The sequence below is a fragment of the Novosphingobium sp. P6W genome (assembly GCF_000876675.2).
GTDB lineage: Bacteria > Pseudomonadota > Alphaproteobacteria > Sphingomonadales > Sphingomonadaceae > Novosphingobium.
Genome location: NZ_CP030353.1, coordinates 247,345 through 273,168 on the forward strand (window position 1 = coordinate 247,345; position 25,824 = coordinate 273,168).

Consider the following 25,824-nt stretch of genomic DNA (forward strand, 5'->3'; position numbering starts at 1 on the left):
CCTTTGATGCCGCCAGCCGTACCCGTCGCCACCTACCGCCTCCAGCTGCGCTGCGGCGTCGATCTTGACCGCGCCCGAACGCTGCTGCCATGGCTGGTCGAGCTGGGGGTTAGCCACCTCTACCTCTCCCCGCCGTTCCACGCCGCCAGCGGCTCCACCCACGGCTACGACGTGATCGACCCGACCCGCATCGACCCCGTGCTGGGCGGCGAGGAGGCCTTTGCAGCGCTGAGCGATGCTGCCCAGCGGGTCGGGATCGGCATCGTCATCGATATCGTCCCCAACCACATGGCCTTCACGCCCGAAAATCGGTTCCTTGCCGATGTGATGCGCCATGGAACAGACAGCCGCTTCGCCGGCGTGTTCGACATCGATTGGGATAAAGGCCCGATCCACTTCCCGGTCCTGGACGGCACCGTGGCCGAAGTGCACGCGGCGGGCCAGATCGCGCTTGCGGGCAGCGGCGACGACCCCAGCCTGCGCGTTTATGACCGCGAATATCCGTTACGCCTGACCCCGCTCGCCCAGCGACTGGCGCAGGCTGGCACCGCACTGGACGACGCCGCGCTCGATGCCCTGCTGGCCGAGCAGCACTGGTCGCTGGGCGACTGGCGCGCCAGTGCCGACCGCATCGTCCACCGCCGCTTCTTCAACATCACCGACCTCATCGGCGTGCGGCAGGAAGACGCGGAAGTTTTCGCCCTTACCCATAGCTGGATCATTGATGCTGTCGCGGCCGGTCAGGTGCAGGGCCTGCGCGTCGACCACATAGACGGCCTCGCCCGCCCGGGCGGCTATCTCCACCGCCTGCGCGAGGCCGTGGGCGACACCCCGGTCTGGATCGAAAAGATCGTGAAACCCGGCGAACAGATCCCCGCGAACTGGCCGATCGAGGGCATGAGCGGCTATGAATTCATGAGCCCGGTCACCCGCCTGCTGACCGATCCCGCCGGTCTTGCCGCCATGCGCGAGGCGGCGGACGGGGCAGTGCCCCCCTCCACCACGCAGGAAGTGCGCAAGGTGCGCGGCGAACTGCTGGAACAGGTCTTCACGCCCGAACTGGAGCGTGTCACGGATGCCGCCATGGCCGCGCTGTCCGCCCACGAGGACGCACAGCCTGCGGTGATGGACGCAGTTGCCCGGCTGGCGACCGCCTGGCCGGTCTACCGTTCCTACGCTGCCGACCTGTGCCCCCTGTCCCCGCAAATCAACGAGGCCGTCGCGGCGACCGGCCCGCAAAAAGACGCAGCGCGGCTGGTGGACTTGCTGCGCGCGCCCGACGACCCGCTTGCCCGCGCTTTCGCTGCGCGCTTCGAACAGCTGACCGGCGCCCTCACCGCCAAGTCCGAAGAGGACACGGTGTTCTTCCGCAGCATCGCCTTCCTGCCCTTTTGCGAAGTAGGTTCGGAGCCGGACCTCGACCCCATCGACCGGGAGGGGTTCCAGGAACTCATGGCGATGCGCGCGGCCGAAACACCGCTCGCGCTCGATGCCCTTTCCACCCACGATACCAAGCGTTCCGCCGATGCGCGCGCGGTGCTGATCGCCCTCAGCCACTTCCCGCAAGCGGCACAGGACCTTTACGCCGAAGCCCGTGAAACCGCCCTGAGCCTTGGCCTGCCGGAAGGCTGGGGCATCTACGCCCTGCAGACCGCGCTGATCCTGCGCGGCCAGCCCGATGCGGACGAGCGACTTGCCGACCACATCGCCAAAGCCATGCGCGAGGCCAAGGAACTGTCACGCCACGAAGCCCCGGACGAGGCCGCCGAAGCCGCCGTCACCGCTCTTGCCCGGACGCTGCTGAACGACCTTTCGGGGGCCGGGCTGATGCCGCAGGACCTTGCCGCCTCGCTCGACGCCGCCGTGGAGACGGTCGTGCTTGCCCAGGTAGCCCTGCAACTCACCGCGCCCGGGGTGCCCGACATCTATCAGGGCACCGAAGGCCTTGCCGTCGCCCTCACCGACCCGGACAACCGCCGTCCCGTCGACTGGGAGGGGCTGATGGCTCTGGACGCGGCGGACACCAGCCTCTCCGCCCGCAAGCTGGCGCTTACCCGCGAACTGCTCGCCCGGCGCCGCGCCTCGCCGCGCCTGTTCGCCCAAGGCAGCTACCGGCTGGTCGCGGCCGACAACGCACTATTGGTCGAGCGTGGATGGGACGGCGAAAAGTTCACATTCGCCATCCCGATCCCGGTGAGACAGGCGGCGCGGCTCGCCGATCATCCCGCCTGATCGGCTGCCGCGCCATCCCTACCGGTTGAACGGCAAAGCGCTCAACCGCATTTGCTGAAGCCGCACTGGAAGCAGGTAAGGCACCCTTCGATGCGGTGCGCGGTGTCGCGCTTGCAGTTGGGGCATTCCTCGCCGTTCTCTTCTGCGCCGACCGTCTCCACCCCCGGGGCAGGATCATCGAAAAGCTCCTGCTGGGGCGCGGAATGCATGCGCAGGATACGGCCGATCAGGGCAATGAGGCTTGGGGCATAGCGACCCTTCTTCTCGCCCTCCAGCCGTACGAAAGAGCCTCCCTTGGGGGAGTGGACGCGCTCCAGTTCCTCGAACAGGAAAGTCGCGTCGCCGCGCCGGCAGGCGGCCGAAAGCGTCCGGGTCAGCGCCGCCATCGCCTCGAAATTCTCCACCGAACTGGTCGAAATGAAGATCTCGAACGTCACGCGCCGCCCGTCGCCGTGCACGTAATCGTTGATGGTGAGGTAATAGTTCTCGCCGTCGACCGGCCATTTGATCTTGATCGTCTTTCCGGACAGGATTTCCGGCCGCTTCAGGATCGCCTGCTCCTCGGAAGCGAAAGGGGCGGGCTTCGGCGCGGATGGAGCCGTTTCGGCAACCGACAGGACCGAACCGCGCACACCGCTGGGGCGGTAGGTCGTGCAGCCCTTCATGCCCATTCGGTAGGCGGTGAGGTAGACCTCGCGGAACGCCTCGTAGCTCATGGCCGCAGGGCAGTTGATGGTCTTGGAAATGGCCGCGTCCACCCAGCGCTGCGCGGCGGCGGCGACCGCGATGTGGTCCTCCACAGAGAGTTCCAGCGCGCTTATCATGTAGTCGGGCAAAGGCGCCGCCGGATCGAAACCGGGAAGGCGGCTGTAGAGGAACCAGCCATAGTCCTCGACCTCGAACTGTTCGGTCTTCTGCTCCGTCGCGGTCTGCTCCACCACCACGGCGCGGTTGTAGTGCCAGCTGAAGGTCGGCTCCACGCCTGAACTGACGTTGCCGTAGAAGATCGAGGTCGTGCCGGTCGGCGCCAGCGTCAGCAGCACGCCGTTGCGGATACCGTGAGCGGCGATGTCATCGCGCAGGTCCTGCGGCAGTTTGGCCAGGAACGGCGCGCGGGCAAAAGACTCGGCATCATAAGCCGGGAAGACGCCGCGCTCCTGTGCGAGTTCCACCGAAGTGCGGTAGGCCGCCACCGCGATCGCCTCGCCCAGCTGCTCCACGAGCGGCACCGCGCCCGCACCGTAGCGCACTCGCATCTGCTGCAGCAGGTTGCCAAGGCCGGTGTAGCCAAGGCCGATGCGCCGCTTCGCCAGTGCCTCCTCGCGCTGTTCGGGCGTGGGGAAGGGCGAGGTGTCGAGCACATTGTCGAGGAAGCGCACGCCCGTCGCCACGGCGGCCTTCAGCCGGTCCCAGTCGATCCGCGCCGCATCGGTGAAGGGATCCAGCACCATGTTCGCCAGATTGACATGGCCAAGATCGCAATCGCCGTTGGGCGGCAGGGGCTGTTCGCCGCAGGGGTTGGTTGCGGCGATGGTTTCACAGTAGTTGAGGTTGTTGAGCGCATTCACCCGGTCGATGAAGATGACGCCGGGTTCGGCGAAATCGTAAGTCGTGCGGGTTATAAGGTCGAACAGCTCAGCCGCCGGCAGTCTATGGTAGACGTACCAGGGCGCACCCTCCTTCTCCAGCACCTCGACATGCTTGCCGTCCGCGCGCGGCACGGCAAAGCCAAGATCCCAGTGCCGCCCCTCTTCCAGCGCCGCCATGAAATCGTCGGTGATCGTGACCGATACGTTGAAGTTCTTCAGGAAATCCTTGCGCGTCTTCGCGGTCACGAAAGCCAGAACATCGGGGTGCCATACCGGCAGCACGCCCATCATCGCGCCGCGCCGCGATCCGCTGGAACGGATGGTCAAGCACATGCCGTCCCACATCGCCATGAACGGGATCACGCCCGACGATACCGATCCGGTACGCGCCACCAGCGCGCCGTCGGGGCGGATCGTGCCGAAGTCCATCCCGATGCCGCCGCCCTGCTGCTGGGTAAAGGCCGCCACGCTCAGCGCTGGCATGATGCCCACGCCCGGCTGGCCCGGTTCGGTGTCCATCGAATCCTGGATGGTCGGGCTGACGAAGCAGTTGATCCATGTCACCCGCTTGGCGGTGCCTGCCCCTGCGAAGATCCGCCCGCCGGGCACCCAGTCACGCGCTTCCAGCGCGGCCAGCGCCTCTGCGGCGTGCTGCATGTCCCTGGCATAAACCCCGGCGATGACGCGGCGGAACGTGTCGGACGGCGTAGCCTCGTCCCCATGCCGATACTTCTCACGCCAGATATGGACGGTTACGGGCTGGTCGAGGGGGCCTTGGCTGTCGATTCCGGTCATCGGGGGGCGTCTGTCCGTTCTGCTGGTTGTGCCGGTAAAGGCAGGAAATTTCTCGAAAAATGATGTCAGCCGCGCGGCCTGAAAAGCGAGAGCGCGTTGCGCATATAGGCCGCCTTGCCCTGTTCGGAATTGATCCCGGGCAAAGCCACGGAACGCATCATCAAGGGCATCGCAACGGCGCCGATCAGCATCGTGAGAAACGTCTCTGCGTCACATTCCGGCGGCAACATGCCTGCACCTTGTGCTTCGCGCAAAAGCGGCAGAAGCGCTTCGTTGTTCACGTTCCAGATCTGCTCGATGACATAGTTGCGCCGCTCGCCGGGGCGGGAAATCTCGTCGGCGAAGAACCGCCCGAGATCGGGCATGTCGAGACTGAACAGCACGAAGCGCTCGATGGTGGCATGAAGCCGCGCCTCAAGTGCGATCTCGGGTCCTTGCGCTGCGGGAAGGTAGGCATTCTTCAGCCCGGCTGAAACCTCGTCCACCACCGCCCGCCACAGCCCGAACTTGCCGTCGTAGCGCCGCGCGATCAGCGCCGCGTCGACGCCCGCCTCCTGCGAGATATTGCGCAGGCTGACCCCCGCATATCCATGCTGGGCAAAGGCGCTCAGCGCCGCGTGCAGGATACCGGCCGGCTCGGGCGCATCCTCCTTGCGAGGGCGGCCCCGGCTGCGCTTGATGACAGATGCTTCCATGACCGGGACGCTAGGCGGCGCCTCACATTTAATCAACGCGCAATGATTACTTTCAACAGGCCCGTACCGAAGCCCCCGGGCCGGACGCAAAAACGCCCGCGCCGGCCGTTCGTCACGGCTGGCGCGGGCGCTGGCTTGCCAGTGATTTCTGCGTCAGTTAGCCGGAGCGGTTCCCTGCGCACCGACGGACTGCGTGTCTTCGAGACCGCCGCCCAGAGCGCGATACAGTTCCACCAGATTGCCGCCCTGGGCAAACCGGGTGGTGACCAGCTGCTGCTCGGCCGCATACGCGGTGCGCTGGGCGTCAAGCGTGGTCAGGAACGAATCCACCCCGGCGCGGAAGCGGGCATCGGACAGCTTTGCCGCCACCTGCGCCGATTGCGCACGGCTGGACTGTGCCCGCACCCGGTCACCGATCTTGCCGCGCTGGGCAAGCGCATCGGCGACTTCGCGGAACGCGGTCTGGATCGTCTTCTCGTAAGTGGCGACGGCGACCTGCTGCGATGCCTTGGCATAGTTCAGGTTGCCGGTGCGGCGGCCGAAGTCGAACAGCGGCAAGCCCACGCTGGGGCTGGCCGTGTACGTATAACTGCCGTCCTTGAACAAGCCGGACAGCCCCAGGCCCAGTGTGCCGAGCGCGCCGGTCAGCGAGATCGTCGGGAAAAACGCGGCGCGCGCGGCGCCGATATTGGCGTTCTCGGCAATCAGCAGGTGTTCGGCCCGAAGTACGTCGGGGCGGCGCAGCAGCACGTCCGAATTGACGTCGCCCGGCAGCGCATCGCGGGTCGCCGGCTCGGCGCCGAGGCCTGCGGGAAGCTGGTCCTGCGCCACGGTGGTGCCGACGAGCAGGTTAAGCGCGTTCTGGTCAAGCGCGACGGTGGCCTCCAGCGCGGCGATGTCGCTGACCGCGCCCTGGTAGCTGGTGTCCGCTTGGCGCACTTCCAGTTCGGAACCGACGCCGATGCGGAACTGCTCCCGCGTGAGGCGCAGGGTGTCCTCGAACGTGCGCAGGGTTTCACGCGAAAGGCGCAGCTGTTCCTGATCCGAAGCCATCGTCAGCCAGGCCGTGGCGATCTCGGCGATCAGGCTGATGCGGGTGGAGCGCTGGGCTTCCTCGCTGGCGAAGACCTGTTCCTGAGCCGCGCGCGACAGGTTGCGCACCCGGCCGAACAGGTCCAGCTCGAAGGACGAGAGGCCGATGGTGGCCTGATAAATCTCGAGGTCCTGCGACGAGCCGGTGCCGACGCCTGCCCCGGTTCCGGCCCCGCCGCCAGCGCCCTGGAGGTTGTTGGTGAAGGTGCCGGTGCCGGTCGCGTTGATCGTCGGCAGCAGATCCGCGCGCTGGACCCGCAGCTGGGCGCGGGCCTGGAGCACGTTGCCCGCCGCGATTCGCAGATCGCGGTTGTTGGCGAGGCCCGTCTCGATCACCTGCCGCAGGCGCGGATCGAGGAAGAAGTCACGCCAGCCGATGCGCGACACGTCGACCGCATCGGTGGCCGCGGCGGGGTAGACCCCGCCTTGGGGCAAGGCGGCCGGAATGGCGCCCGCAGGCCGCTCGTACTTGGGTGCGAGGTTGCACCCGGCGAGCAGCGCGGTGCCGGTGAGCAGGGCGATGAGCGACTTGGTCATGTTCAGAATCCCTGCGGCCCGACGCCGTTTTCGGAGGGGCGGTGCGTGTCTTCGGCTACCGGCTTCTGCCGATCGGTCTGCCCATGCTTGAACAGGCGGCAGACGACCACGAAGAACATCGGCACGAAGAAGATCGCGAAGACCGTGGCGGAAAGCATGCCGCCCACCACGGCGCGTCCGATGGCGTTCTGCCCGCCGGCGCCCGCGCCGGTGGAGATCGCCAGCGGCAACACGCCGAAGATGAAGGCCAGCGAGGTCATCAGGATCGGGCGCAGACGCAGCCTTGCCGCTTCCATCGCCGCATCGAAGGCGTTCATACCTGCCTGCACGCGCTCCTCCGCAAACTCCACGATGAGGATCGCGTTCTTGGCCGAGACACCGATCGTCGTGATCAGGCCCACCTGCAGGTAGATGTCGTTGTTGAGCCCCGTCAGCCACGCGGCGGTGACAGCACCGATGACGCCCAGCGGCACGACCAGCAGCACCGAGATCGGCACAGACCAGCTTTCGTACAGCGCGGCAAGGCACAGGAACACGATGAACAGCGACAATGCGTAGAGCATGGGCGCCTGACCGCCGGAAAGGCGCTCTTCATAGGACAGGCCCGTCCATTCCAGACCCGTTCCCGGCGGCAGTTTCGCCTGCATCTCGGTAATCGCCGTCATGGCGCCGCCGGTGCTCAGGCCCTGGCCTGGCGCACCCTGCAGTTCAACTGCAGGACGTCCGTTGTAGCGCGTCAGGATGACCGGCGCGTTTTTCCAGGAGAACGAGGAGAAAGCGCCGAAGGGTGCCATCTCGCCGCTCGCTCCACGAACGTAGAAATTATCGAGGTCCTCGGGCGTCTGGCGATAGGGTTCGTCAGCCTGGAGGTAGACGCGCTTGGTACGGCCGCGATCGAGGAAGTCGTTGATATAGGCGCTGCCCCAGGCCGCCGAGATTTCCGAGTTGATCGCGCTGAGGTCGAGGCCGAGCGCGCTCGCCTTGTCCTGATCGATCTTGATGTCGAGCTGCGGTGCATCCTCGAGGCTGACCGGACGGACCTGAGAGACGCGCTTGTCGCCGCCGGCCATGCCCAGCATCTGGTTGCGCGCGGCAATCAGCTTTTCGTGGCCCATGTTGGTCTCATCGACCAGCCACAGGTCGAAACCGGTGGCATTGCCAAGCTCCTGCACGGCAGGCGGAACGAGCGCGAAGATCATCGCGTCGCGGTACTTTGCGAAAGTGCCCATGGACCGGCCCGCGATAGCTGCGGCGCGATTTTCCGCTCCGCCGCGGTCAGCCCAGTCCTTCAGCTTGATGAACGCCATACCGGCGCTCTGGCCCTGGCCGTTAAACGAGAAGCCGTTGATGGTGAAGACGGATTCGACGTTGGCTTTCTCATCCTTGAGGAAGTGGTCGCGCACCACGTCCAGACCCCTCTGGGTCCGGGGCAGCGTGCCGCCCGGAGGGCCCTGGACAAGCGCGATCATCATGCCCTGATCCTCGTCCGGCAGGAAGCCGCCGGGCAGGCGTGAGAAGACCAGGCCCATGATGCCGACGATAACCAGATAGATGAGGCCCGAACGCTTCCAGCTGCGCGCGGTGCGGGAGACGCCCTTTTCGTACTTCTGCGTGCCCCGGTCGAACTTGTCGTTGAACCAGCGGAAGAAGCGGGCGAGCAGGCCGTTGCCCTGCCCCTGCTTGGGATCATGGGGCTTGAGGATCGTGGCGCACAGCGCCGGGGTGAGGATCAAAGCGACCATCACCGACAGCGCCATCGACGACACGATGGTGATCGAAAACTGGCGATAGATGACGCCGGTGGAACCGCCGAAGAACGCCATCGGCAAGAACACCGCCGAAAGCACCATGCCGATGCCGATCAGCGCGCCGCTGATCTCGTCCATCGATTTTCGCGCCGCTTCCTTGGGAGACAAGTGCTCCGTCTGGATCAGGCGCTCGACGTTCTCGACCACGACGATGGCATCGTCGACCAGCAGGCCGATCGCCAGCACCATGCCGAACAAAGTCAACGTATTGATCGAATAACCCAGCATCGACATCACGCCGAACGTGCCAAGCAGCACCACGGGGACCGCGATCGTCGGAATGATCGTCGCGCGCCAGTTCTGCAGGAACAGGAACATGACGAGGAACACGAGTACGACCGCTTCGATCAGCGTGTGCACCACCTGCTCGACCGAGAGACGGACGAAGGGGGTGGAGTCGTAAGGGAAGGCGACCTTGACGTCCGAGGGGAAGTTCTTGGCGATCTTCTGCACTTCGGCCTTCACCGCGTCCACGGTGTCGAGCGCATTGGCTCCCGAGGCCAGCTTCACACCGAAGCCGGATGAATTCTTGCCGTTGTACTGCGTATCGAAACCGTAGATTTCCGCGCCCAGTTCGACGCGAGCGACGTCACGCAGGCGCACAATCGCGCCGCCCTGGCCGGTGCGCAGGCGGATGTTGCCGAATTCCTCAGGAGTCTGCAGGCGCGACTGGACCGAAACGGTGACGTTGAGCTGCTGCTCCTTGGAAGAAGGAAGCTGGCCCAGCTGGCCTGCCGAAATCTGTGCGTTCTGGGCCGAGACAGCGGTGCTGATGTCGGCGATCGTCAGGTTGTAGCTACGCAGCTTGAGCGGATCGACCCAGATGCGCATGGCATACTGGGTGCCGAAAATCTGCAGTTCTCCCACGCCGTTGATGCGGCTGACAGGGTCCTGTACCTGGCTGACGATGTAGTCCGAAAGGTCGTTGGCGTTGTGGCTGCCGTCCTCGGAATACAGCGCGGTGACGAGCAGGAAGCTCGCTGCGGACTTCTGCACCTGCAGGCCCTGGCGCTGAACTTCCTGCGGCAGCAGCGAAGTCGCCGCCTGCAGCTTGTTCTGCACCTGAACCTGCGCGATGTCGGGGTCGGTGCCCTGCTCAAACGTCAGCGTGATGGTCGCGTTGCCGGCCGAGGAGGACGACGCCGAGAAGTAGCGCAGGTTGTCGATGCCCTTGAGCTGCTGCTCGATGATCTGCGTCGTCGTGCGCTCAAGCGTTTCGGCATCGGCGCCCGGATAAGTGGCGCTGATCGTGACCGTGGGCGGCGCGATCTCGGGGAACTGCGAGATCGGCAGGCTGCGGATCGCAATCGCGCCGAACATCATCAGCACGACCGCGATGACCCATGCGAAGATGGGCCTGTCGATGAAATAACGGGACATAGTGGGTTACTGCCCCTGCTTCGGCTGCTGGCCCGCCGGAGCGTTACCGCCGGGCTTTGCCTGCTGCGCCGGAACGGCCTTGACCGCCGCGCCGGGACGCGCGTTCTGTGCCCCTTCGACGATGACCTTTTCGCCCGCCTTCAGGCCGCCGGTGACCAGCCAGTTGGTGCCGACCGTGCGCGGCGCGGTGATCTTGCGGCCTTCGACCTTGCCCTGGGCGCCGACGACCAGCACCGTGGGGCTGCCCCTCTCGTCGCGCGTAACGGCGGCCTGCGGGATCAGGATGCCATTGCTACGGGTGCCTTCGACCAGTTCGGCGCGCACGTACATGCCGGGAAGCAGCAGGCCGCCGTTATTGGGGAACTGCGCCCGCACGACCTGGCTGCCGGTGGTGGGATCGACGCTGACGTCGGTAAACTTGAGCACGCCTTCCTGCGGATAGGCGCTGCCGTCTTCCAGCTTCAGGCGAACGCGCGCGGCGCCGCCCTCGCGCGAGATTTCGCCCGAGAGCAACTGCTGGCGCAGCCTGAGAACGTCCGCACTGGACTGCTGGATGTCCACGAAGATCGGGTCGATCTTCTGGATCGTGGTCAGCGCATCGGCCTGCGAAGCCGAAACGAGAGCGCCGGTCGTGAAGGTCGAACGGCCGATGCGGCCCGAAATCGGCGCGCGCACGGTGGTGCGGCCCAGATCGATCTGGGCGGTCCGAAGCGCGGCCTGCTGGGCGGCGACGTCGGCCTGGGCCTGCTGCGCGCCCACGACTGCGTTCTCGGCATCCTGGCGGGAAATCGCGTTGATCTTGACCAGCTCGTTATAGCGCCGCGAAAGGGCGGCGGTGGAAGCGATCGCCGCGCGGGCGCGGCCCAGCGCCGCGCGGGCACTTGCCACCTGCGCTTCGTAAGGCGCCGGATCGATGCGATAAAGTGCCTGTCCGGCACTGACCTGATCGCCTTCGGTGAACAGGCGTTGCAGGATCAACCCACTGACCTGCGGACGCACGTCAGAAGTCTCGTAAGCGCTGGTACGGCCGGGAAGTTCGGTGCTGATCACCACGGCTTCCTCACGCACGGTCACCACGCCGACTTCGGGCGGGCCTGCGGGCGCGGCCTGTTCGCCTCCTCCTCCACAAGCGGACAGAAGCAGCACCAGGGCCGGGGTGATCTTTTTCATGGAGTCTATCCGCCAAGAGAGTTAAAGCGTGAGTGAGTGATCACTCATGATTCGGGCGCTCTTTATTGCGTCGCAGCATTCAATGCAAGTCGGGAGAAGGAATGACAAACGACGGTACTATCGATCGACCGCGCGCCGCACGGTCGGCGGCCCGCCGACAACACCTCCTCCTCACAGCGCGTAACCTTTTTGTTGAGAAAGGGTTCCATCAGACCGGCGTGGCGCAGATCGCCAACGCTTCCGGGATCGCCGTAGGCCAGATTTACAGGGATTTCGCGAACAAGGAGGCGATCATCGCCGCCATCTGCGAGGCCGACCTTGCCGGCTGGCTTCAGGAAGATATCCTGGAGGCCGCAGTCGTTGCCGGCGACAGCCAGGCAATCCGCGACTGGATCGAACGCGTCGCCATCGAGGAACCCTCGAAGGAAGAGCGCCGGCTGATGTGCGACCTGCTCGCCGAAGTCGGCCGCAACCCGATCATCGCGGACATCAACCGCAAGGTCGAGCAACGGCTCAACACCAGCTTCGAGGCCGCGCTGGTATCGCTCGCGCCCGGCACAACGAAACAGCAGCGCGTGACGATGATGGATTTCATCCTTTCGCTTTCGTGGGGGATGGTCGCCCGGATGGAACTGTTTCCCCACCGCGAACATGAAACACTGCGCCGCTACGTCTGTTCGCTGCTGCGCCAGGAGATCGCCGCGCTGGGCCGCTGAAACGACTGCCCGGCGCCGCGAATCCCTCGGCAGGAGTCACGCACGGGCCGCACTGCCGCGACAACACGATTCGAGTCCGGAAACTGGCTGGAAACGGCACAATCGTGCGCGTTTTCGGCCTCTGGACATTCGTGCCGGTTCGTATCATCCTGATGCCAATAAAGATCGAACAATACGGTCGCTTTTACAGGATGCTAATTCGATGATCGAGAATAGTGACGTTGATACCGGCGACAAGGCGATGATCATTCTGCAGAGCCTGATCTGCTACCTGCGTGAAAAGAACGTGCTCTCGCGCGCGGATATGGAAGAACTGCGTGATCGCGTGGAAGCCCGTATCGCCGCTTCCGAAACCAGCCTTCCCTGCGGCCAGGCCATCGCTGCCGCTGCGGCCACCGAAATGCGCGAACTCGACGATTTCTGCGGCAAGAAGTACGGCGGCAAGCATCGGCGCCGGGTAAACTGACCGCCTAAGGCGCGCCTGCCGAAGCGGGCGCACGGTTGTGTCACGGCTCTTTGGCCGGGATTTCGAACTCGATCTTGAGCCCCTGCCCAGGTAGATTGGTTGCGGCTATGCGGCCCTTGTGCGCGGTAACCGCGCGCGATGCGATGGCAAGTCCAAGGCCCAGTCCCTGACCATCCGCCTGTCCCCGCACGAATGGCTCGAACAGGGTGTCGATCAGGTCCGGCGGCACGCCCGGCCCTTCATCGACGACTGACAGGCGAAACGCGCCTGCGCCGGCCTCATAGGCACAGCGCACTTCGATGCGGCCATCCGGCGGCGAAAAGCGCAGCGCATTGCGCACTACGTTCTCGATCGCCCGGCGCATCAGTTCCGAACTGCCACGCACCGGCGGCCGCTCCTCATCCTCTTGGCCGGACGAATCGAAAGCGATCTCGATGCCCGCCGGCTGCGCTTCATAACGGGCATCGGCGATAACGCTGGCCGCCACGCCGACCAGGTCGAAATAGTCATCGCCGGGGTCCTGCTCGTTCTCGGCGCGGGCCAGAGTGAGCAGTTCTCCGACCAGCCCGTCCAGCCGCTCTACTTCGCGCTCCATGCGGTCCATCGCGCTTTCGATCCGCGCCGGGCTCTGCCGCGCCAGCGCGATCGCCAGTTGCAGGCGCGCTAGCGGAGAGCGCAATTCGTGCGACACGTCGTGGAGCAGCCGGTCGCGGCTCTGCACCAGCTGTTCGATCAGCCGCGCCATGCGGTCGAATTCATGGGCCAGGTCCGCCACTTCGTCCCGCCGCGCGCCGATCGCTGGCGACACCCGCGTTGCCAGTTCGCCGCGAGCAAGGCGTTCGAACCCGCGCCGCAGGTGGTTGAGCGGGGCCATCAGATACCAGGCCAGAAGCGCGCTGAAGACCAGCCCCGCCAGCACACCCGTCACCACCAGTTCGCGCGGGATGTTGAGCAGCCCCGGCGAATCGTCGCGGTGGTAGCGAAAGCGCAGCAGGTAACGCGCGCCCGCCGGATCGCGCACCCGCCGTTCCAGCACTCCGTACCCTTCGCCCGGCTGCGACGGGCGCGCGCCTTCCGCCACAAGCTCCAGCCGATGACGCGAATCCTCGGGGATGTTCGGCAGCATCGCGCGGTATCGCGCCGGCCCGCCGCCCGCGACCGCCTGCACCGCCGCTTCCAGCACGGGCGGGCCGATATGGCGGGTCATCAGGAATTCGGGCGGTTCGCGGTCGCCGCGCAGGGCGAACAGCAGCCAGACCGCCTGGGTCATCACTACGAAGGTGACCAGGAACGCCAGCAGGATCTTCCAGAACAGCCGCCGTCCAGCCAGTAACCGCCCGATCCGCAGGTCCATCAAAGGACCCTCAGCCGGTAACCGACGCCGCGCACCGTCTCGACGCTTGCCGCCCCGAGCGAGACCGCTTCCAGCTTCTGGCGCAGGTTGCTGACGTGGACGTCGACGCTGCGGTCATAAGTCTGGCGTGCCCGGCCAAGCCCCCGCAGAGAAATCTCGTCCTTGGTCGCCACCGCTTCCCCGGCGCGGGCGAGGACTAGCAGGATGTTGAATTCGGACGCGGTCAGTTCCACCGCGGCGCCTTGCCACTGCGCCTTGCGCGCGGCGACCTGCACCTCCAGCCCGCCCAGCGCGATCGTCGCCAATTGCGGGGCGACCGCCGGCTGCTGGCGGCGCAAATTGGCGCGCAGCCGGGCGACAAGCTCTCGCGGGTAGCAGGGCTTGGCGACATAATCGTCCGCCCCCAGTTCCAGCCCGATGACCTTGTCCACCTCGTCACCGCGTGCGGAGAGCATGATGACGGGCACCTGATTGCTTTCCCGCAACGCGCGCAGCAGGTCGATGCCGTTGAGGCCGGGCAGCATGATATCCAGCACCACCGCGTCGTGCTCACCCGAAACCGCGCGCGCCAGCCCCCGCACGCCATCGGAAACGATCTCGACGCGGAAGCCTTCGCTTTCGAGATATTCGCCGAGCATGGCGCCCAGTTCCTGATCGTCGTCGATCAGCAGAATGCGTTTGGAATCCTCGTCCACCCAGCCCTGATGGCCCAGCAGCGCGCGCTTGTCAGCCGCAGCGGACCATCCTTACGAAAACTTTACAAATCCCTGTCGAACTCTTTACCCACAACCGGCCAGCCACAGGCCATATCCACACGCATGTTCACCACTCGTCGCATCGTGATCGGTGGCGCCATTCTTGGCGCGTGTATTCTCCTTCTCGTGTGGAAGCTGTTCCTGTCGGCTCCAGCCGAGCCAGACGTCGCGACCGCCAAGGTCGTGCGCGGCGCGATCGAGCACACGGTCGAGGCGACAGGCACGCTTGAACCCAAGGAACTGGTCAGCGTGGGCGCACAGGTCGGAGGCCGGCTCGACCAACTCAATGTCGAGATCGGCGACGTGGTGCATCAGGGCGACCTGATCGGGCTGATCGACCCGCGCACCCAGACCAACAGCCTTGAGACCGCCAGAGCAGACCTCGCCAATACGCAAGCCCAGCTTGCCGGAGCGAAAGCCACGCAGGCGCAGGCGCAGCTCGCCTTCCGCCGCCAGCAGGCGCTGGGGTCGGGCGAGGCGACCTCGCAGCAGGACTTCGAGGCGGCGCGCGCTACCCTGCAATCCGCGCAGGCCAGCTACGATGCATTGAAGGCGCAGATCCGGGCGGCCGGGGTCAGCGTCGACACCGCGCAGGTGCAGCTTGGCTATACCAAGGTCACTGCGCCGATGGACGGGGTGGTAGTCGCTGTGGTCAGCAAGCAGGGGCAGACGGTCAACGCCAACCAATCGGCACCGACCATCGTCGTCCTCGCCAAGCTGGATGTGATGACCATCAAGGCCGAAGTGTCCGAAGCCGACGTCATCAACGTGAAGCCCGGCCTGCCGGTCTACTTCACCATTCTGGGCGATCCGGACAAGCGCTATGAAGCCAAGCTGCGCCTGATCGAACCGGCGCCGGAATCCATCGTCGACGAAGTCAGCTCCAGTTCCAGCAGTTCCTCGACCAGCAGCACCTCCACCGCGATCTACTACAACGCCCTGTTCGAAGTGCCCAATACCGACGGCCGCCTGCGCGCGCTGATGACCGCCAAGGTTTCCATCGTGCTGGATCGCCGCGCCAATGCCCTGTCGATCCCTGCCACCGCGCTCGGCGCCAAGGGCAAGGACGGCAGCTACACGGTGCGGGTGAAGACGGAGGAAGGCACGATCGAGAACCGGCGGATCAGGATCGGCCTCAACAACAACGTCAACGTCGAGGTCGTCTCCGGCCTCAGGGAAGGCGAGAACGTGGTCGTCGGAGAAGCCAGCGCGGCAACTGCGTCGAGCGGCCGGCGCATGGGCCCGCCGGGGTTCTGAGGCGGCGATGACCTCCACGCCGCTCCTGTCGCTGTCGAAAGTCCGGCGCGAATATCCTTCGGGCGACGGCGTGTTCGCCGCGCTCAAGGACATCGACCTGACGATCCAGGCGGGCGAGATGGTCGCCATCGTCGGCCAGTCCGGTTCGGGCAAGTCGACGCTGATGAACATCCTGGGCTGCCTCGACCGGCCGACCTCGGGGTCGTACCGGGTCAGCGGCCGAGACACCGGCAAGCTGGAGCCGGACGAACTGGCCGCCCTGCGCCGCGAGCATTTCGGCTTCATCTTCCAGCGCTACCACCTGCTGACCGACCTTTCCGCGCTCGGCAATGTAGAGGTTCCGGCGGTCTATGCCGGCAAACCGCGCGGCGAGCGGGCGGACCGGGCCGGACAACTGCTCGCCCGTCTGGGGCTGGGCGAGCGCACCAAACATCGACCCGGCCAGCTTTCGGGAGGCCAGCAGCAGCGTGTCTCGATCGCGCGCGCATTGATGAACGGCGGCGAGGTGATCTTCGCGGACGAGCCGACCGGCGCCCTCGACAGCGCCAGCGGCGTGGAAGTCATGGCGATCCTTGGCGAACTCCACGCCGAGGGCCACACGGTCATCATCGTCACCCACGACATGCACGTTGCGGAGCACGCCGACCGGATCATCGAGATCCACGACGGCGAGATCATCGACGACCGCCGCAAGGGCGAGCCGAAAATCGCGCCGACCCTGCCCCCGCCGGTACAGGGCACGAGCGGCTTCCAGCAGCTTGCCGACCGCTTCCGCGAAGCCTTCCGCATGGCGGTGCTGGCGATGTCGGCGCACAAGCTGCGCACGTTCCTGACGATGCTGGGGATCATCATCGGCATTGCCTCGGTCGTGTCCGTGGTGGCGCTGGGCAAAGGCTCGCAGGAGCAGATCCTTTCGGACATCTCGGGGCTGGGCACCAGCACCCTTACCGTCTACCCCGGCAAAAGCTTCGGCGACATGCGTTCGGGCAAGATCCAGACGCTGAAGGACACCGACGCCGATGCACTGTCGCAGCTGTCCTATGTCGACAGCGTGACCCCCAGCGTCTCCACCAGCGTTACCGCACGCTACCGCAACGTCGCCGCCACGGCGAGCGTCAGCGGCGTGGGCGCCGACTACTTTCGCGTGCGCGGCTTGACGCTGACCTCGGGGAGACTGTTCGACCAGCAGAGCGTGCGCCGCCTGGCGCAGGACGCCGTGGTCGACGAGAACACCGTGAAAACCCTGTTCCCGAATGGCGAAGACCCGCTGGGCAAGGTTGTCCTGCTGAGCAAGGTGCCCGTGCGCATCGTCGGCGTCGTCGGCACCCAGCAGCAGGGCTTCGGCGGCAGCGACAGCCTCACCGCCTACGTGCCCTATACCACGGCGATGAGCCGGATGCTGGGCCAGTCCTACCTCTCCAGCATCACCGTGCGCATCGGCGATGAAACCTCCACCTCGGCGGCGGAAACGGCGGTAACGCAGCTTCTCACCCAGCGCCACGGCACGGTCGACTTCTTCATCAGCAACTCCGACGACATCCGCGCCACGATCACCAGCGCCACTCAGACGATGACGCTGCTGGTGGCCGCGATCGCGGTGATCTCGCTGATCGTGGGCGGCATCGGGGTGATGAACATCATGCTCGTCTCGGTCACCGAGCGCACCGCCGAAATCGGCGTGCGCATGGCCGTCGGCGCGCGCCAGTCCGACATTCTCCAGCAGTTCCTGATCGAGGCGATCCTGGTATGCCTGATCGGCGGCGTGATCGGGGTGCTGTTGTCGCTTGGGGTGGGCGTCGTGTTCTACCTTGCAAGCGCGCCGATAACCCTGTCCTATTCGACGACTTCGATCGTTGCCGCCTTCGTGTGTTCCACCATGATCGGCATCGTCTTCGGCTTCCTGCCCGCCCGGCGCGCGGCCCGGCTCGACCCGGTCGACGCCCTTTCGAGAGACTAAGCGTGCACAGGCCATTTCCTTCCCCGCGGCTGCTCGCCGTCCTTGCAGTGCTTCCTCTGGCCGCCGGCTGTGCGGGCGTGACCCGCTCGCACTACGCAGCGCCTTCTGTCCCGGTGGCCGCTGAATGGGACGCAGCCCCCGTGGGCGATCCCGCCCGCGCAGGCGGCCCGTGGTGGAACGAGTTCGCCGACCCTGCCCTCACCTCGCTGGTGGAGCAGGTGCTGGCGACCAACGCCGACCTTGCCGCCGCCGGCCTTCGCCTGAAGCGTGCGCGCCTGTCGTCCGATCTGGCGCGGCAGGCGCTGCTCCCCAGCTTCAACGCCGCGCTGTCCTCCAATGGCTCGAAGCCGCTGGAGGGCGGCACATCGTGGAGCAAGGGGAGCACCGGCTCGCTGGGCGCGTCATGGGAAATCGACCTTTTCGGCAAGCTCGATGCGCAGGCTGACGCGGCCCGCTGGGAAGCGCAGGCCACCGCGCAGGATCTGACGGGAACGCGGCTTTCGCTTATCAGCACCGCCGTGCAGGCATGGTGGCAACTTGGCTATGCCAACGAGCAGATCGCGCTGGGCGAACAGAGCATCGCCTATGTGAAGCGCGCGCTGGAACTGGTGCAACGCCAGTATGACGCCGGCGCCGTTTCCCGCGTGGAACTGCGCGATGCCCAGCAGTCGGCCGCATCGCAGGAAGCCGCGCAGACGCAGCTGGTGCAGGCCCGTGTCGAGGCGCTGAAAGCCCTCGCCGCGCTGCTGGACCGGCAGGGTTACGACGGTGAGGAACTGCGCGTCCTGCCCCAAGGCGCCCTGCCCGCAATCGACGCAGGCGTGCCCGCGTCGCTGCTGGCGCGCCGCCCCGACCTTGCCGCCGCCGAACTGCGCGTGCGCGGGACGCTGGCGACCAGCGATGCCACCACCGCAAGCTATTACCCCGGCTTCAGTCTGACCGGAGCGCTGGGAACGGCCAGTTCCTCGTTGCTCACGTTCTTCAGCAACCCCGCCGCCAGCCTTGGCGCGGCGCTATCGTTGCCGGAACTGAACCCAGCCAAGGTGCGCCTTGCCACCGGGGTCGCGCGCGCAGACTACGACATCGCCGTCCAAGACTTTCGCCAGACCTTTTACGACGCCCTGCGCGATACCCAGATCAGCCTCTCCGCGCGCGACCAGTACATCGCGCAGGCCCGGTTCCTAAACGCCAACTACGCCGCCGCCAGAGACGCCGAGGCCCTGTACGAGCGCCAGTACCGTAACGGGCTCATCACCCTGCGCCTGTGGCTGGACGCGCAGGAACGCCTGCGCAGCGCGCGCAGCAGCCTGCTCCAGAACCGCTACAATCAGCTGACCGCGCAAGTGCAGGTCTATCAGGCGCTGGGCGGGGACACCGCCACCCCCGCCTCCTGAGGGCGCGGCTCACTTGCCGAGCAGATGCGCTGCTATGGCAGACCAGTCCTGCTCGCCGCGCCCGGCATCGGCGGCGGCCTGCATCTGCCCGCGCACCGCATCGAGCATGGGCAGCGCCTTGCCGAACGCTTCGCCCGCCTCGCTCGCCAGCCGCAAGTCCTTGAGGCCGAGGACCAGGCGGAAGCCCGGTTCGTAATCGCGCGCAACGATCTTGCCGCCATAGTTTTCATACACCCGGCAGCCGAACAGGGTCTGGGTCATCAGGTCCAGGAAAGCGCCGCGCTCCACGCCGTGCGCCTCGGTGATCGCCGCCGCTTCGGCCATGGCCTCCATGGCCATCGCGATCATCATGTTACCCGCGACCTTCGAGGCATTGGCGGCACGGGGATCGTCTCCCATTACGAAGACGCGCCGCCCGATCACGTCGAATAGCGGGGTGACTTTGGCGATCGCCTCGGCGGAACCGGCGGCCATGATGTTGAGCTGCGCCGCTTCGGCTACGTCGGGGCGGCCGAACACCGGGGCCGAGACATAGCCGATGCCGCGCGCGGCATGGATATCCGCAAGCTCGCCCGCGAAATCCACCGAGATCGTCGCGGTGACGACATGCACCAATCCCTCGCGGGCATGGGATAGAAGGTCGCCGTCCAGCACAACCTTCCGGATCGCGGCATCGTCCGACAGCATGGTGAAGACGACGTCGGCACCGAACACCTCCTGCGGGCTTGCCGCGATAGTCCCGTTCACCACCGCGTCTCCCGCCACGGGCGAGCGGTTCCAGGCGCGGATGCGGTGCCCGGCACGGCCCAGGTTCGAAGCCATCGCCAGCCCCATCCGGCCAAGGCCGATAAATCCGATATCCATGCGACTATCCCCGCTCAGAGCGCCGCCGCCCGCACCCGCGCGGGCACGAGATCGGTGAAGCGCGCCACGTCCGCCATCACACCGGCAGCCTCGGGCGAGGCGAATGCAGCCTCCAGCGCGGCCTCGTCCGCAAACCGGCATTCGCAGATCGCCACGGTGCCGTCGCCCGCTACGGCCGGATAGAAGGCGGCGGCGCTCTTAAGGCCGTATTGCTGCCAGGCGGCCATCACCAGCGGCATGTGCTTACCGGTATAATAGTCCCGGTCGAAGCGGCTCTCGGGCGTTCCGGTGTATGTGACGTAGATCACCACGTCGGTATCGCTGCTGTGCATGTTGTGTCCTTATGGCCTGCCGATCAGGCGCCGAAACCGCCGTCGATGGTATGCATGGCGCCGGTGATGCCGCGCGCATCCGCGCTCACGAGATAGGAAACGAGGCTCGCCACTTCCATGGCGGTGCCGTGGCGCTTGATGGCCATGACGCCGTGCATCATCTCGGCCATCGGGCCATCGGCGGGATTCATGTCAGTATCGGTGGGTCCCGGCTGCACGACGTTGACGGTGATCTCTCGCGGACCGAAATCACGCGCAAGGCCGCGGGCCATGCCCTGCAATGCCGACTTGGTCATGGAATAGGCGGCAAGGCCGGGGAACGGGATGCTGTCGCCATTGACCGAGCCGATGAACACGATGCGCCCGCCCTCGGGCATGGTCCGCGCTGCTTCGACGGCGGCATGGTAAGGCGCGCGCACGTTCACGTCGATCATGCGATCGACCGCGTCTGCGTCCAGTTCCAGCGGATCGCCGGCCACCAGCAGTCCGGCGTTGAACACCAGGATATCGGCAGGTCCGGCATCCCGCACGGTCTTGATCAGGCCGTCCCGTTCGGCGGCGTCGGAACGGATCGCGCTGGTTCCGGTCTCCAGCGCCAGAACCTCGGCGGCTTCCCGGGATCCTGCGTAAGTGAAATCGACCTGCGCGCCGTCGGCCGCCAGTCTCTTTACGATAGCGGCGCCGATGCCGCGGCTGCCGCCGATCACCAGTGCCTTCTTGCCTGCGATGCCTGACATGTCACGTTCCTTGATAAATATTGAGTGATCGCTACATATATCTCGGCGGAAGGGTCTTCAAGAGGTATTTTGTAGTGACTGCTAATTTAATATCGGGAAGAGGTAGGCCGCGCGGCTTCGACACCGAACAGGCGCTGGCGACAGGCGAGGCGCTGTTCCACGAAAAGGGCTACGAAGGCGTCGGCCTTGCCGCGCTGACCAGTGCCCTGGGCATCAAGCCCCCTAGCTTCTACGCCGCTTTCGGCAGCAAAGCCGCCTTCTTCGAGCGCGTCCTCCAGCGCTACAGTGCGGCCGCCACGCCGATCGCGGATCTGTTCGTGCCCGGCCGCCCGGCGATTGATGCTTTGGCGCAGTTGCTGCTGAATTCGGCGCAAGGCTATGCCGCCGATCCCGAACGGCGCGGTTGCCTTGTGCTGGAGGCCGCTCGCTCCTCCACGGATTCCGATATCTGCCAGTTGGCGCGCACCGCTGCTCAGCGCCCGCGCGCCGCCATTCACGCCTTCATGATGCAGTCGCACCCCGATGCGGCGGATAGCGTAACGGACATGGTTGTCGCCACGATGTCCGGCATGTCCGCTGCCGCCCGCGAAGGCTGGGACGAGAAACGACTGGCCAGCGTCGCCCGCATCGCCTTGATGGGCATCGCGGCGGAACTGGGCGATTGACGCCGGTATAGTGCGATCGCGATCCAGGCGTTAAACGGCTCGCATGGCACCTCCTTCCCTCATCCGGCAGATCGGCATCATCGGCACAGGCAAAGTGGCACGCGCCATGGCGCTGGCTTTTGGCGACCATAGCGCCGCGCCGCCAATGATTTGGGGCCGCACGCACAAGGCAATAGAGGATGCCATCGCGCAGATTGGCCAAGGCGTCACGGCGAACGACCTCGCCGCGCTGGTGAAAGCCTGCGATGTGACCGTGATTGCGGTGTCGGACGATGCCATCGCGGCCGTGGTTGAGACACTGGCTCAGGCCGGGCCGCTGGACCACGCGCCCCTCGTCTTCCACGTCAGCGGCAGCAGCGGCACGGCGATCCTGTCCGCCCTGCACGGCAACGGCGCGCTGACGGCGGCGATACACCCGGCCATGACCTTCACCGGCGACCCGCAACTTGAGGTGACGCGCATGGCCGGGGCATGCTTCGCCGTCACCGGATCGGACCCCATAGCGACGGCGCGCGGCCATGCGCTTATCCAAATGCTGGGCGGTGTTTCGGTCGAAGTGGCCGAAGCGCAGCGCACACTCTATCACGCAGCCCTGTGCCACGCCGCCAATCACCTCGTCACGCTGATCGCAGGAGCATCAGGCGCCTTGCGAGCGGCGGGAGCGGATGACCCGGGAAATCTCCTGGCGCCGCTGGTACGCGCGGCGTTGGAAAATGTGCTCCAACGCGGGATCGGCGCCCTGTCGGGTCCGGTGCTGCGCGGAGATACAGGCACCATCGGCGCCCACCTCACGGCGATCGAGGCGGGCTATCCGCAAATGCTGGCGCCCTATCGCGCCATGATGCTCGCGACCGTCGAGGAATTGGAACGGCGGGAGCCTCTCGCAGACCTTGCGAATATGCAGCCCGGGCCCGGACTAAACACCCGAGCTTGAACCGGGCGGCTGGCGCCGTGCGTCTCTTGCCTCAGGAACCCTTCTTCGCCTTTCCAACACCAAGATCGGTCCGGGGCTTGCCTTTGGTGGTGCGCTGGGCCGCAGCCCCCGCGCCTGACAGGACAGGACCGCAAGCGGCGGACTTCGCATCGCCCACGTCGACAAAGGCGAGCAAGCCCGCCACCGGCGATGCCACCACGGCCAGCCCCAGCCCCGCACCGGCGCGGCCGAGCAGTTCGGGGCTGATGACCTGTAGCGACGGGCTGGCAAAATGCCCTCCCAGACGCACGGGGGACTGCCCCGACAGCAAGCTGAACTTCTTGCCATCGGCGCGAAACGCCAGATCGACGGCTTCGGTGTCGAAGCTGAAGCCGCCTCGCGCGGTGACGACGTTTTTACTGGTGTCGATAAGGATCGGATCGGAGGTCGCGCTGCCACCGCGAACGCTGAAAGCGACGAGGCCGCAGTTGATCTCGATCGGCTTCTTCAACTTACCCTCGAACATCTTGTAGACGAATGTTCCCAGATCAAGTTCGGCAAGCTGCGCATTCTGGGTCCACAGCGTGCCCTGCGGCATTACGAAGGCGATCCGCCCCGACGAAGTCGCCAGCGAATCGTGGACGGTGTCACCCCTTCCCTCCAGCTTGATGCGCCCGTGAACCGATCCGGTAGTGCCCGAATCAGCGACGCCGTACCCGGCAAGCAAGCGCCCCATCGGCGTCGAACCGAGGCGAATGTCGTAGCTGATGGCCGATGGGCGCTGACGAGTATCGAAAATCAGGTCGGACGAAACATCCCCGCGCGCCATCGAAAACGTCAGCGGCGACAGCGCCAGCCTCCCGCGTTCGAGCGACAGCTTTACCGCCACGTTCGAAACCGGCACGTTTTTCGAGCGGATGATGCCGATCTTCCACTCCAGCCCGGCGTCGAAACGCTGCATCGACGCCACCGGCAACGCCGCATCGGGCAGCACACGCTGCGCGCCCGCGCCCGTCGCCGCCGCGGCCGCTACCGCGCCGTCGGCGGCGACGATATCGGGATTGTAGCCGATGAAGGGCGCCGCATCGATGATGTCCAATCGGCGTGTCGTCAATACAGCGTCCAGGCGTAGCCGATCCGCATTGTTGACGGTGAAGCGCCCCGAAAGATCGGACTGGCCGAAGGTGCCGGTCATGCCGGTGAAGCGGTAAGCCTGCCCGTCCTTCACCATCTGCGCCTTAAGCGCGTAGCGCCGCGTCTGCGGGATGGTGACGTCGATCACCTCCAGGAAATCCGACAAGTCCCGCCCCTGTGCGGCGACCCGCAGCGGCACGTCTTCGAATTCGGTCAGCGCCGGGAGCGTTCCGGCAACGTCGATCACGCTGTTCACCGCCCAGGCGCGCAGTTCCAGCTTGTTTTCGCCTCCAGCGACGCTCGCATCGGGCGAGAGCAGGCGCGCGGCTACCCGGAACGGCGTATCGCGAAACCGTCCGTCGCCGTTCACGCCAACGGCCTTATCGATCCGCGTATCGCTCGAAACGATAGGGTCGATCCTCAGGTTCGCCAGCAGCGGCATTTGCGGATCGACATAGCGAATGCGCGTGCCAGCGACATTGGCGCGGTCGATGCGCGGCAGTTCGAATGGCTTGCCTTTATCGCCGCTGCCGAAAGTCCAGGTATTGCGCTTGTGCTGCGCATCCCATTCAAGATTGGCGTTTCCATCCACCAAATCGAGCCAATAGGCGTGCCTGCGGCCGAAGATCAGTGAAAGCGGCGCGATGCGCGCCTCGATCCGCCGCGCGGAAAAAAGAGTATCGCGCGATGCCCACTGCGGATTGGAAACTGCCAGTTTTTCGGCCACAAACTTGATGCGGAGAGGCGCGAAATAAAGCTGGAAGTCGCCGCCCACCGTAATCTTGCGATCCGCCAGTGAGCCCGCGATGCTTTCGAAGGGATGTTTCAGAAACCGCCCCTTCGTAATGAAAAGCACCAGCCAGATCGCGAAAATCAAACCGATCAGGATCAGCACCGTATTGCGGATGATTTTCAGGACATGCCGACGCCGCCGCACGTCTGCAGGCTTTGCCGTGCCATCCGCCCCGATAGGTGTGGTTGCGTCCATAATAGGCCGTAGCGCACGAAGGGAGCGTTTGGTTTCCACACGGCAAGCGCACCTGTGCGCAAAACATGTTGGGGGGCGATCATGCCAGCATGCCGCCCGGCACTATTACCGCACTATAGGTGCCAATCATTGGGCAAAGTCCGGCCACCAACCACGATCTCTCGGTTCACCGCAAAATTCAAACGAAGTGTGCGCAAGTGAACGGAAAAACCCGCCGTCAAGACCTTTAAATACAGCGGCACATTTCCATAAATAAGTTCATGGATAAAATGTCCCTTCAAACTTCCCGACGCACCGCGATGTTTGCGGGCGCTGCGATGGCTGTTGGCGCTGCGGCTTGTTCAACTCGTGTGCCGTTCATGGCAGAGTCCACTCCGCCCGTACCGGTGCCGGCGCGCCCTCCGATTGCGCCTGCCCCGATTGCTCCGGCACCCTCGCGCTTCGCCGTGGACCCAAGGATCCTGCAAAAGGCTCTGGCCGCGCTCGACGAGCATTCAACGACCATCACGGCCCGGGATCGCATCGCCATCGTCGACTTCTCCGCGCCTTCTTCCGAGCAGAGACTGCACTTCCTCGACGTTGCAAGCGGCAAGGCCTCGCGGCTACTGGTGGCCCACGGCTCTGGCTCGGATCCTGGCCACACCGGCTTCCTCAAGAGCTTTTCTAATGCGTTCGGGTCCAACGCCTCCAGCGAAGGCGCATTCGTGACCGATAATTACTACGTCGGCAAGCATGGCCGCTCACAGCGCCTTATCGGGCTGGATGCTACCAACAATAACGCCCTCGACCGGGCCATCGTCATACATAGCGCGTGGTATGCCAACGACGAGATGATAAACGCTCACGGCAAACTGGGCCGTAGTCAGGGCTGCTTCGCGGTGGGTGAGAACAAGCTCGACGATGTGTTCGCATTTTTGGGACAGGGGCGCCTTGTCTATGCAGTCCGCACATGACGCTGTGAAACTCTTCGCGCTTCCCGTTGTTATTGCAAGGG

At 65.5% G+C, this 25,824-nt stretch carries 20 protein-coding genes; 9 read left to right on the forward strand and 11 right to left on the reverse strand.

Translation table 11 applies throughout. The features are described from left to right. Positions 1–6 precede the first annotated feature (6 nt). A complete protein-coding gene (treY, locus tag TQ38_RS17580) occupies positions 7–2,232 on the forward strand; it encodes a malto-oligosyltrehalose synthase (RefSeq protein WP_043975055.1) in 2,226 nt (741 codons plus the stop codon). A gap of 41 nt (positions 2,233–2,273) precedes the next feature. Here treY and TQ38_RS17585 read toward each other — a convergent pair whose 3' ends face one another. The 5 genes from TQ38_RS17585 to TQ38_RS17605 all read right to left on the reverse strand — a co-directional run bounded on the left by TQ38_RS17585 (position 2,274) and on the right by TQ38_RS17605 (position 11,298). Then, a complete protein-coding gene (locus tag TQ38_RS17585; protein WP_052505675.1) occupies positions 2,274–4,616 on the reverse strand; it encodes an adenosylcobalamin-dependent ribonucleoside-diphosphate reductase in 2,343 nt (780 codons plus the stop codon). Positions 4,617–4,681: 65 nt separating this feature from the next. Continuing rightward, the gene (locus TQ38_RS17590; protein WP_043975058.1) at positions 4,682–5,311 is read right to left on the reverse strand and encodes a TetR/AcrR family transcriptional regulator; all 630 of its coding nucleotides are present in this window, start codon (positions 5,309–5,311) and stop codon (positions 4,682–4,684) included. A 153-nt stretch (positions 5,312–5,464) separates the two neighbouring features. Then, positions 5,465–6,940 (reverse strand): efflux transporter outer membrane subunit, encoded by a 1,476-nt coding sequence (locus tag TQ38_RS17595; protein ID WP_205316158.1) that lies wholly within the window; start codon positions 6,938–6,940, stop codon positions 5,465–5,467. A 2-nt stretch (positions 6,941–6,942) separates the two neighbouring features. Further along, positions 6,943–10,128 (reverse strand): efflux RND transporter permease subunit, encoded by a 3,186-nt coding sequence (locus TQ38_RS17600; protein WP_043975062.1) that lies wholly within the window; start codon positions 10,126–10,128, stop codon positions 6,943–6,945. A gap of 6 nt (positions 10,129–10,134) precedes the next feature. After that, positions 10,135–11,298, reverse strand: a complete 1,164-nt coding sequence (locus tag TQ38_RS17605) for an efflux RND transporter periplasmic adaptor subunit (protein ID WP_043975067.1) — start codon at positions 11,296–11,298, stop codon at positions 10,135–10,137. Between the two features lie 101 nt (positions 11,299–11,399). On the opposite strand from TQ38_RS17605, the gene TQ38_RS17610 reads away from it, so the two are divergent. Beyond that, positions 11,400–12,014 (forward strand): TetR/AcrR family transcriptional regulator, encoded by a 615-nt coding sequence (locus TQ38_RS17610; protein ID WP_043975069.1) that lies wholly within the window; start codon positions 11,400–11,402, stop codon positions 12,012–12,014. Between the two features lie 202 nt (positions 12,015–12,216). Beyond that, a complete protein-coding gene (locus tag TQ38_RS17615; protein WP_043975071.1) occupies positions 12,217–12,480 on the forward strand; it encodes a hypothetical protein in 264 nt (87 codons plus the stop codon). A 40-nt stretch (positions 12,481–12,520) separates the two neighbouring features. Here TQ38_RS17615 and TQ38_RS17620 read toward each other — a convergent pair whose 3' ends face one another. Together TQ38_RS17620 and TQ38_RS17625 are read right to left on the reverse strand one after the other, a co-directional pair. Continuing rightward, positions 12,521–13,834, reverse strand: coding sequence for a HAMP domain-containing sensor histidine kinase (locus TQ38_RS17620; RefSeq protein ID WP_043975072.1), 1,314 nt, complete (start codon positions 13,832–13,834; stop codon positions 12,521–12,523). Then, a complete protein-coding gene (locus tag TQ38_RS17625; RefSeq protein WP_240198122.1) occupies positions 13,834–14,529 on the reverse strand; it encodes a response regulator transcription factor in 696 nt (231 codons plus the stop codon). The genes TQ38_RS17620 and TQ38_RS17625 overlap by 1 nt, the downstream gene beginning before the upstream one ends. Positions 14,530–14,652: 123 nt before the next feature. On the opposite strand from TQ38_RS17625, the gene TQ38_RS17630 reads away from it, so the two are divergent. Genes TQ38_RS17630 through TQ38_RS17640 form a run of 3 tightly spaced genes read left to right on the forward strand, consistent with a single transcriptional unit; the run spans position 14,653 to position 19,197 of the window. Further along, a complete protein-coding gene (locus TQ38_RS17630) occupies positions 14,653–15,846 on the forward strand; it encodes an efflux RND transporter periplasmic adaptor subunit (RefSeq protein ID WP_052505676.1) in 1,194 nt (397 codons plus the stop codon). Positions 15,847–15,853: 7 nt separating this feature from the next. After that, a complete protein-coding gene (locus TQ38_RS17635; protein ID WP_043975075.1) occupies positions 15,854–17,803 on the forward strand; it encodes a MacB family efflux pump subunit in 1,950 nt (649 codons plus the stop codon). Between the two features lie 2 nt (positions 17,804–17,805). Beyond that, the gene (locus TQ38_RS17640) at positions 17,806–19,197 is read left to right on the forward strand and encodes an efflux transporter outer membrane subunit (protein WP_052505677.1); all 1,392 of its coding nucleotides are present in this window, start codon (positions 17,806–17,808) and stop codon (positions 19,195–19,197) included. Positions 19,198–19,206: 9 nt separating this feature from the next. Here TQ38_RS17640 and TQ38_RS17645 read toward each other — a convergent pair whose 3' ends face one another. The 3 genes from TQ38_RS17645 to bdcA are packed head-to-tail and all read right to left on the reverse strand — an operon-like array spanning position 19,207 to position 21,130. Continuing rightward, the gene (locus tag TQ38_RS17645) at positions 19,207–20,061 is read right to left on the reverse strand and encodes an NAD(P)-dependent oxidoreductase (protein WP_043975078.1); all 855 of its coding nucleotides are present in this window, start codon (positions 20,059–20,061) and stop codon (positions 19,207–19,209) included. A gap of 14 nt (positions 20,062–20,075) precedes the next feature. Then, positions 20,076–20,393, reverse strand: a complete 318-nt coding sequence (locus TQ38_RS17650; RefSeq protein ID WP_043975080.1) for an EthD family reductase — start codon at positions 20,391–20,393, stop codon at positions 20,076–20,078. 23 nt (positions 20,394–20,416) lie between these two features. Beyond that, a complete protein-coding gene (bdcA, locus tag TQ38_RS17655; RefSeq protein WP_043975082.1) occupies positions 20,417–21,130 on the reverse strand; it encodes an SDR family oxidoreductase in 714 nt (237 codons plus the stop codon). A 74-nt stretch (positions 21,131–21,204) separates the two neighbouring features. Between bdcA and TQ38_RS17660 the strand changes: the two genes are divergently transcribed. After that, positions 21,205–21,795, forward strand: a complete 591-nt coding sequence (locus TQ38_RS17660; RefSeq protein ID WP_043975084.1) for a TetR/AcrR family transcriptional regulator — start codon at positions 21,205–21,207, stop codon at positions 21,793–21,795. 43 nt (positions 21,796–21,838) lie between these two features. Next, positions 21,839–22,729: a Rossmann-like and DUF2520 domain-containing protein gene (locus tag TQ38_RS17665; protein ID WP_043975087.1), complete on the forward strand. Its 891-nt coding sequence runs from the start codon at positions 21,839–21,841 to the stop codon at positions 22,727–22,729. Between the two features lie 31 nt (positions 22,730–22,760). On the opposite strand, the gene TQ38_RS17670 is transcribed toward TQ38_RS17665, so the two are convergent. Then, on the reverse strand, positions 22,761–24,830 hold the full coding sequence (locus TQ38_RS17670) for an AsmA family protein (RefSeq protein ID WP_043975090.1): 2,070 nt from the start codon (positions 24,828–24,830) through the stop codon (positions 22,761–22,763). 260 nt (positions 24,831–25,090) lie between these two features. Here TQ38_RS17670 and TQ38_RS17675 point away from each other — a divergent pair, with 260 nt between their 5' ends. Then, on the forward strand, positions 25,091–25,783 hold the full coding sequence (locus tag TQ38_RS17675) for a murein L,D-transpeptidase catalytic domain family protein (RefSeq protein ID WP_370059820.1): 693 nt from the start codon (positions 25,091–25,093) through the stop codon (positions 25,781–25,783). Positions 25,784–25,824: the final 41 nt, after the last annotated feature.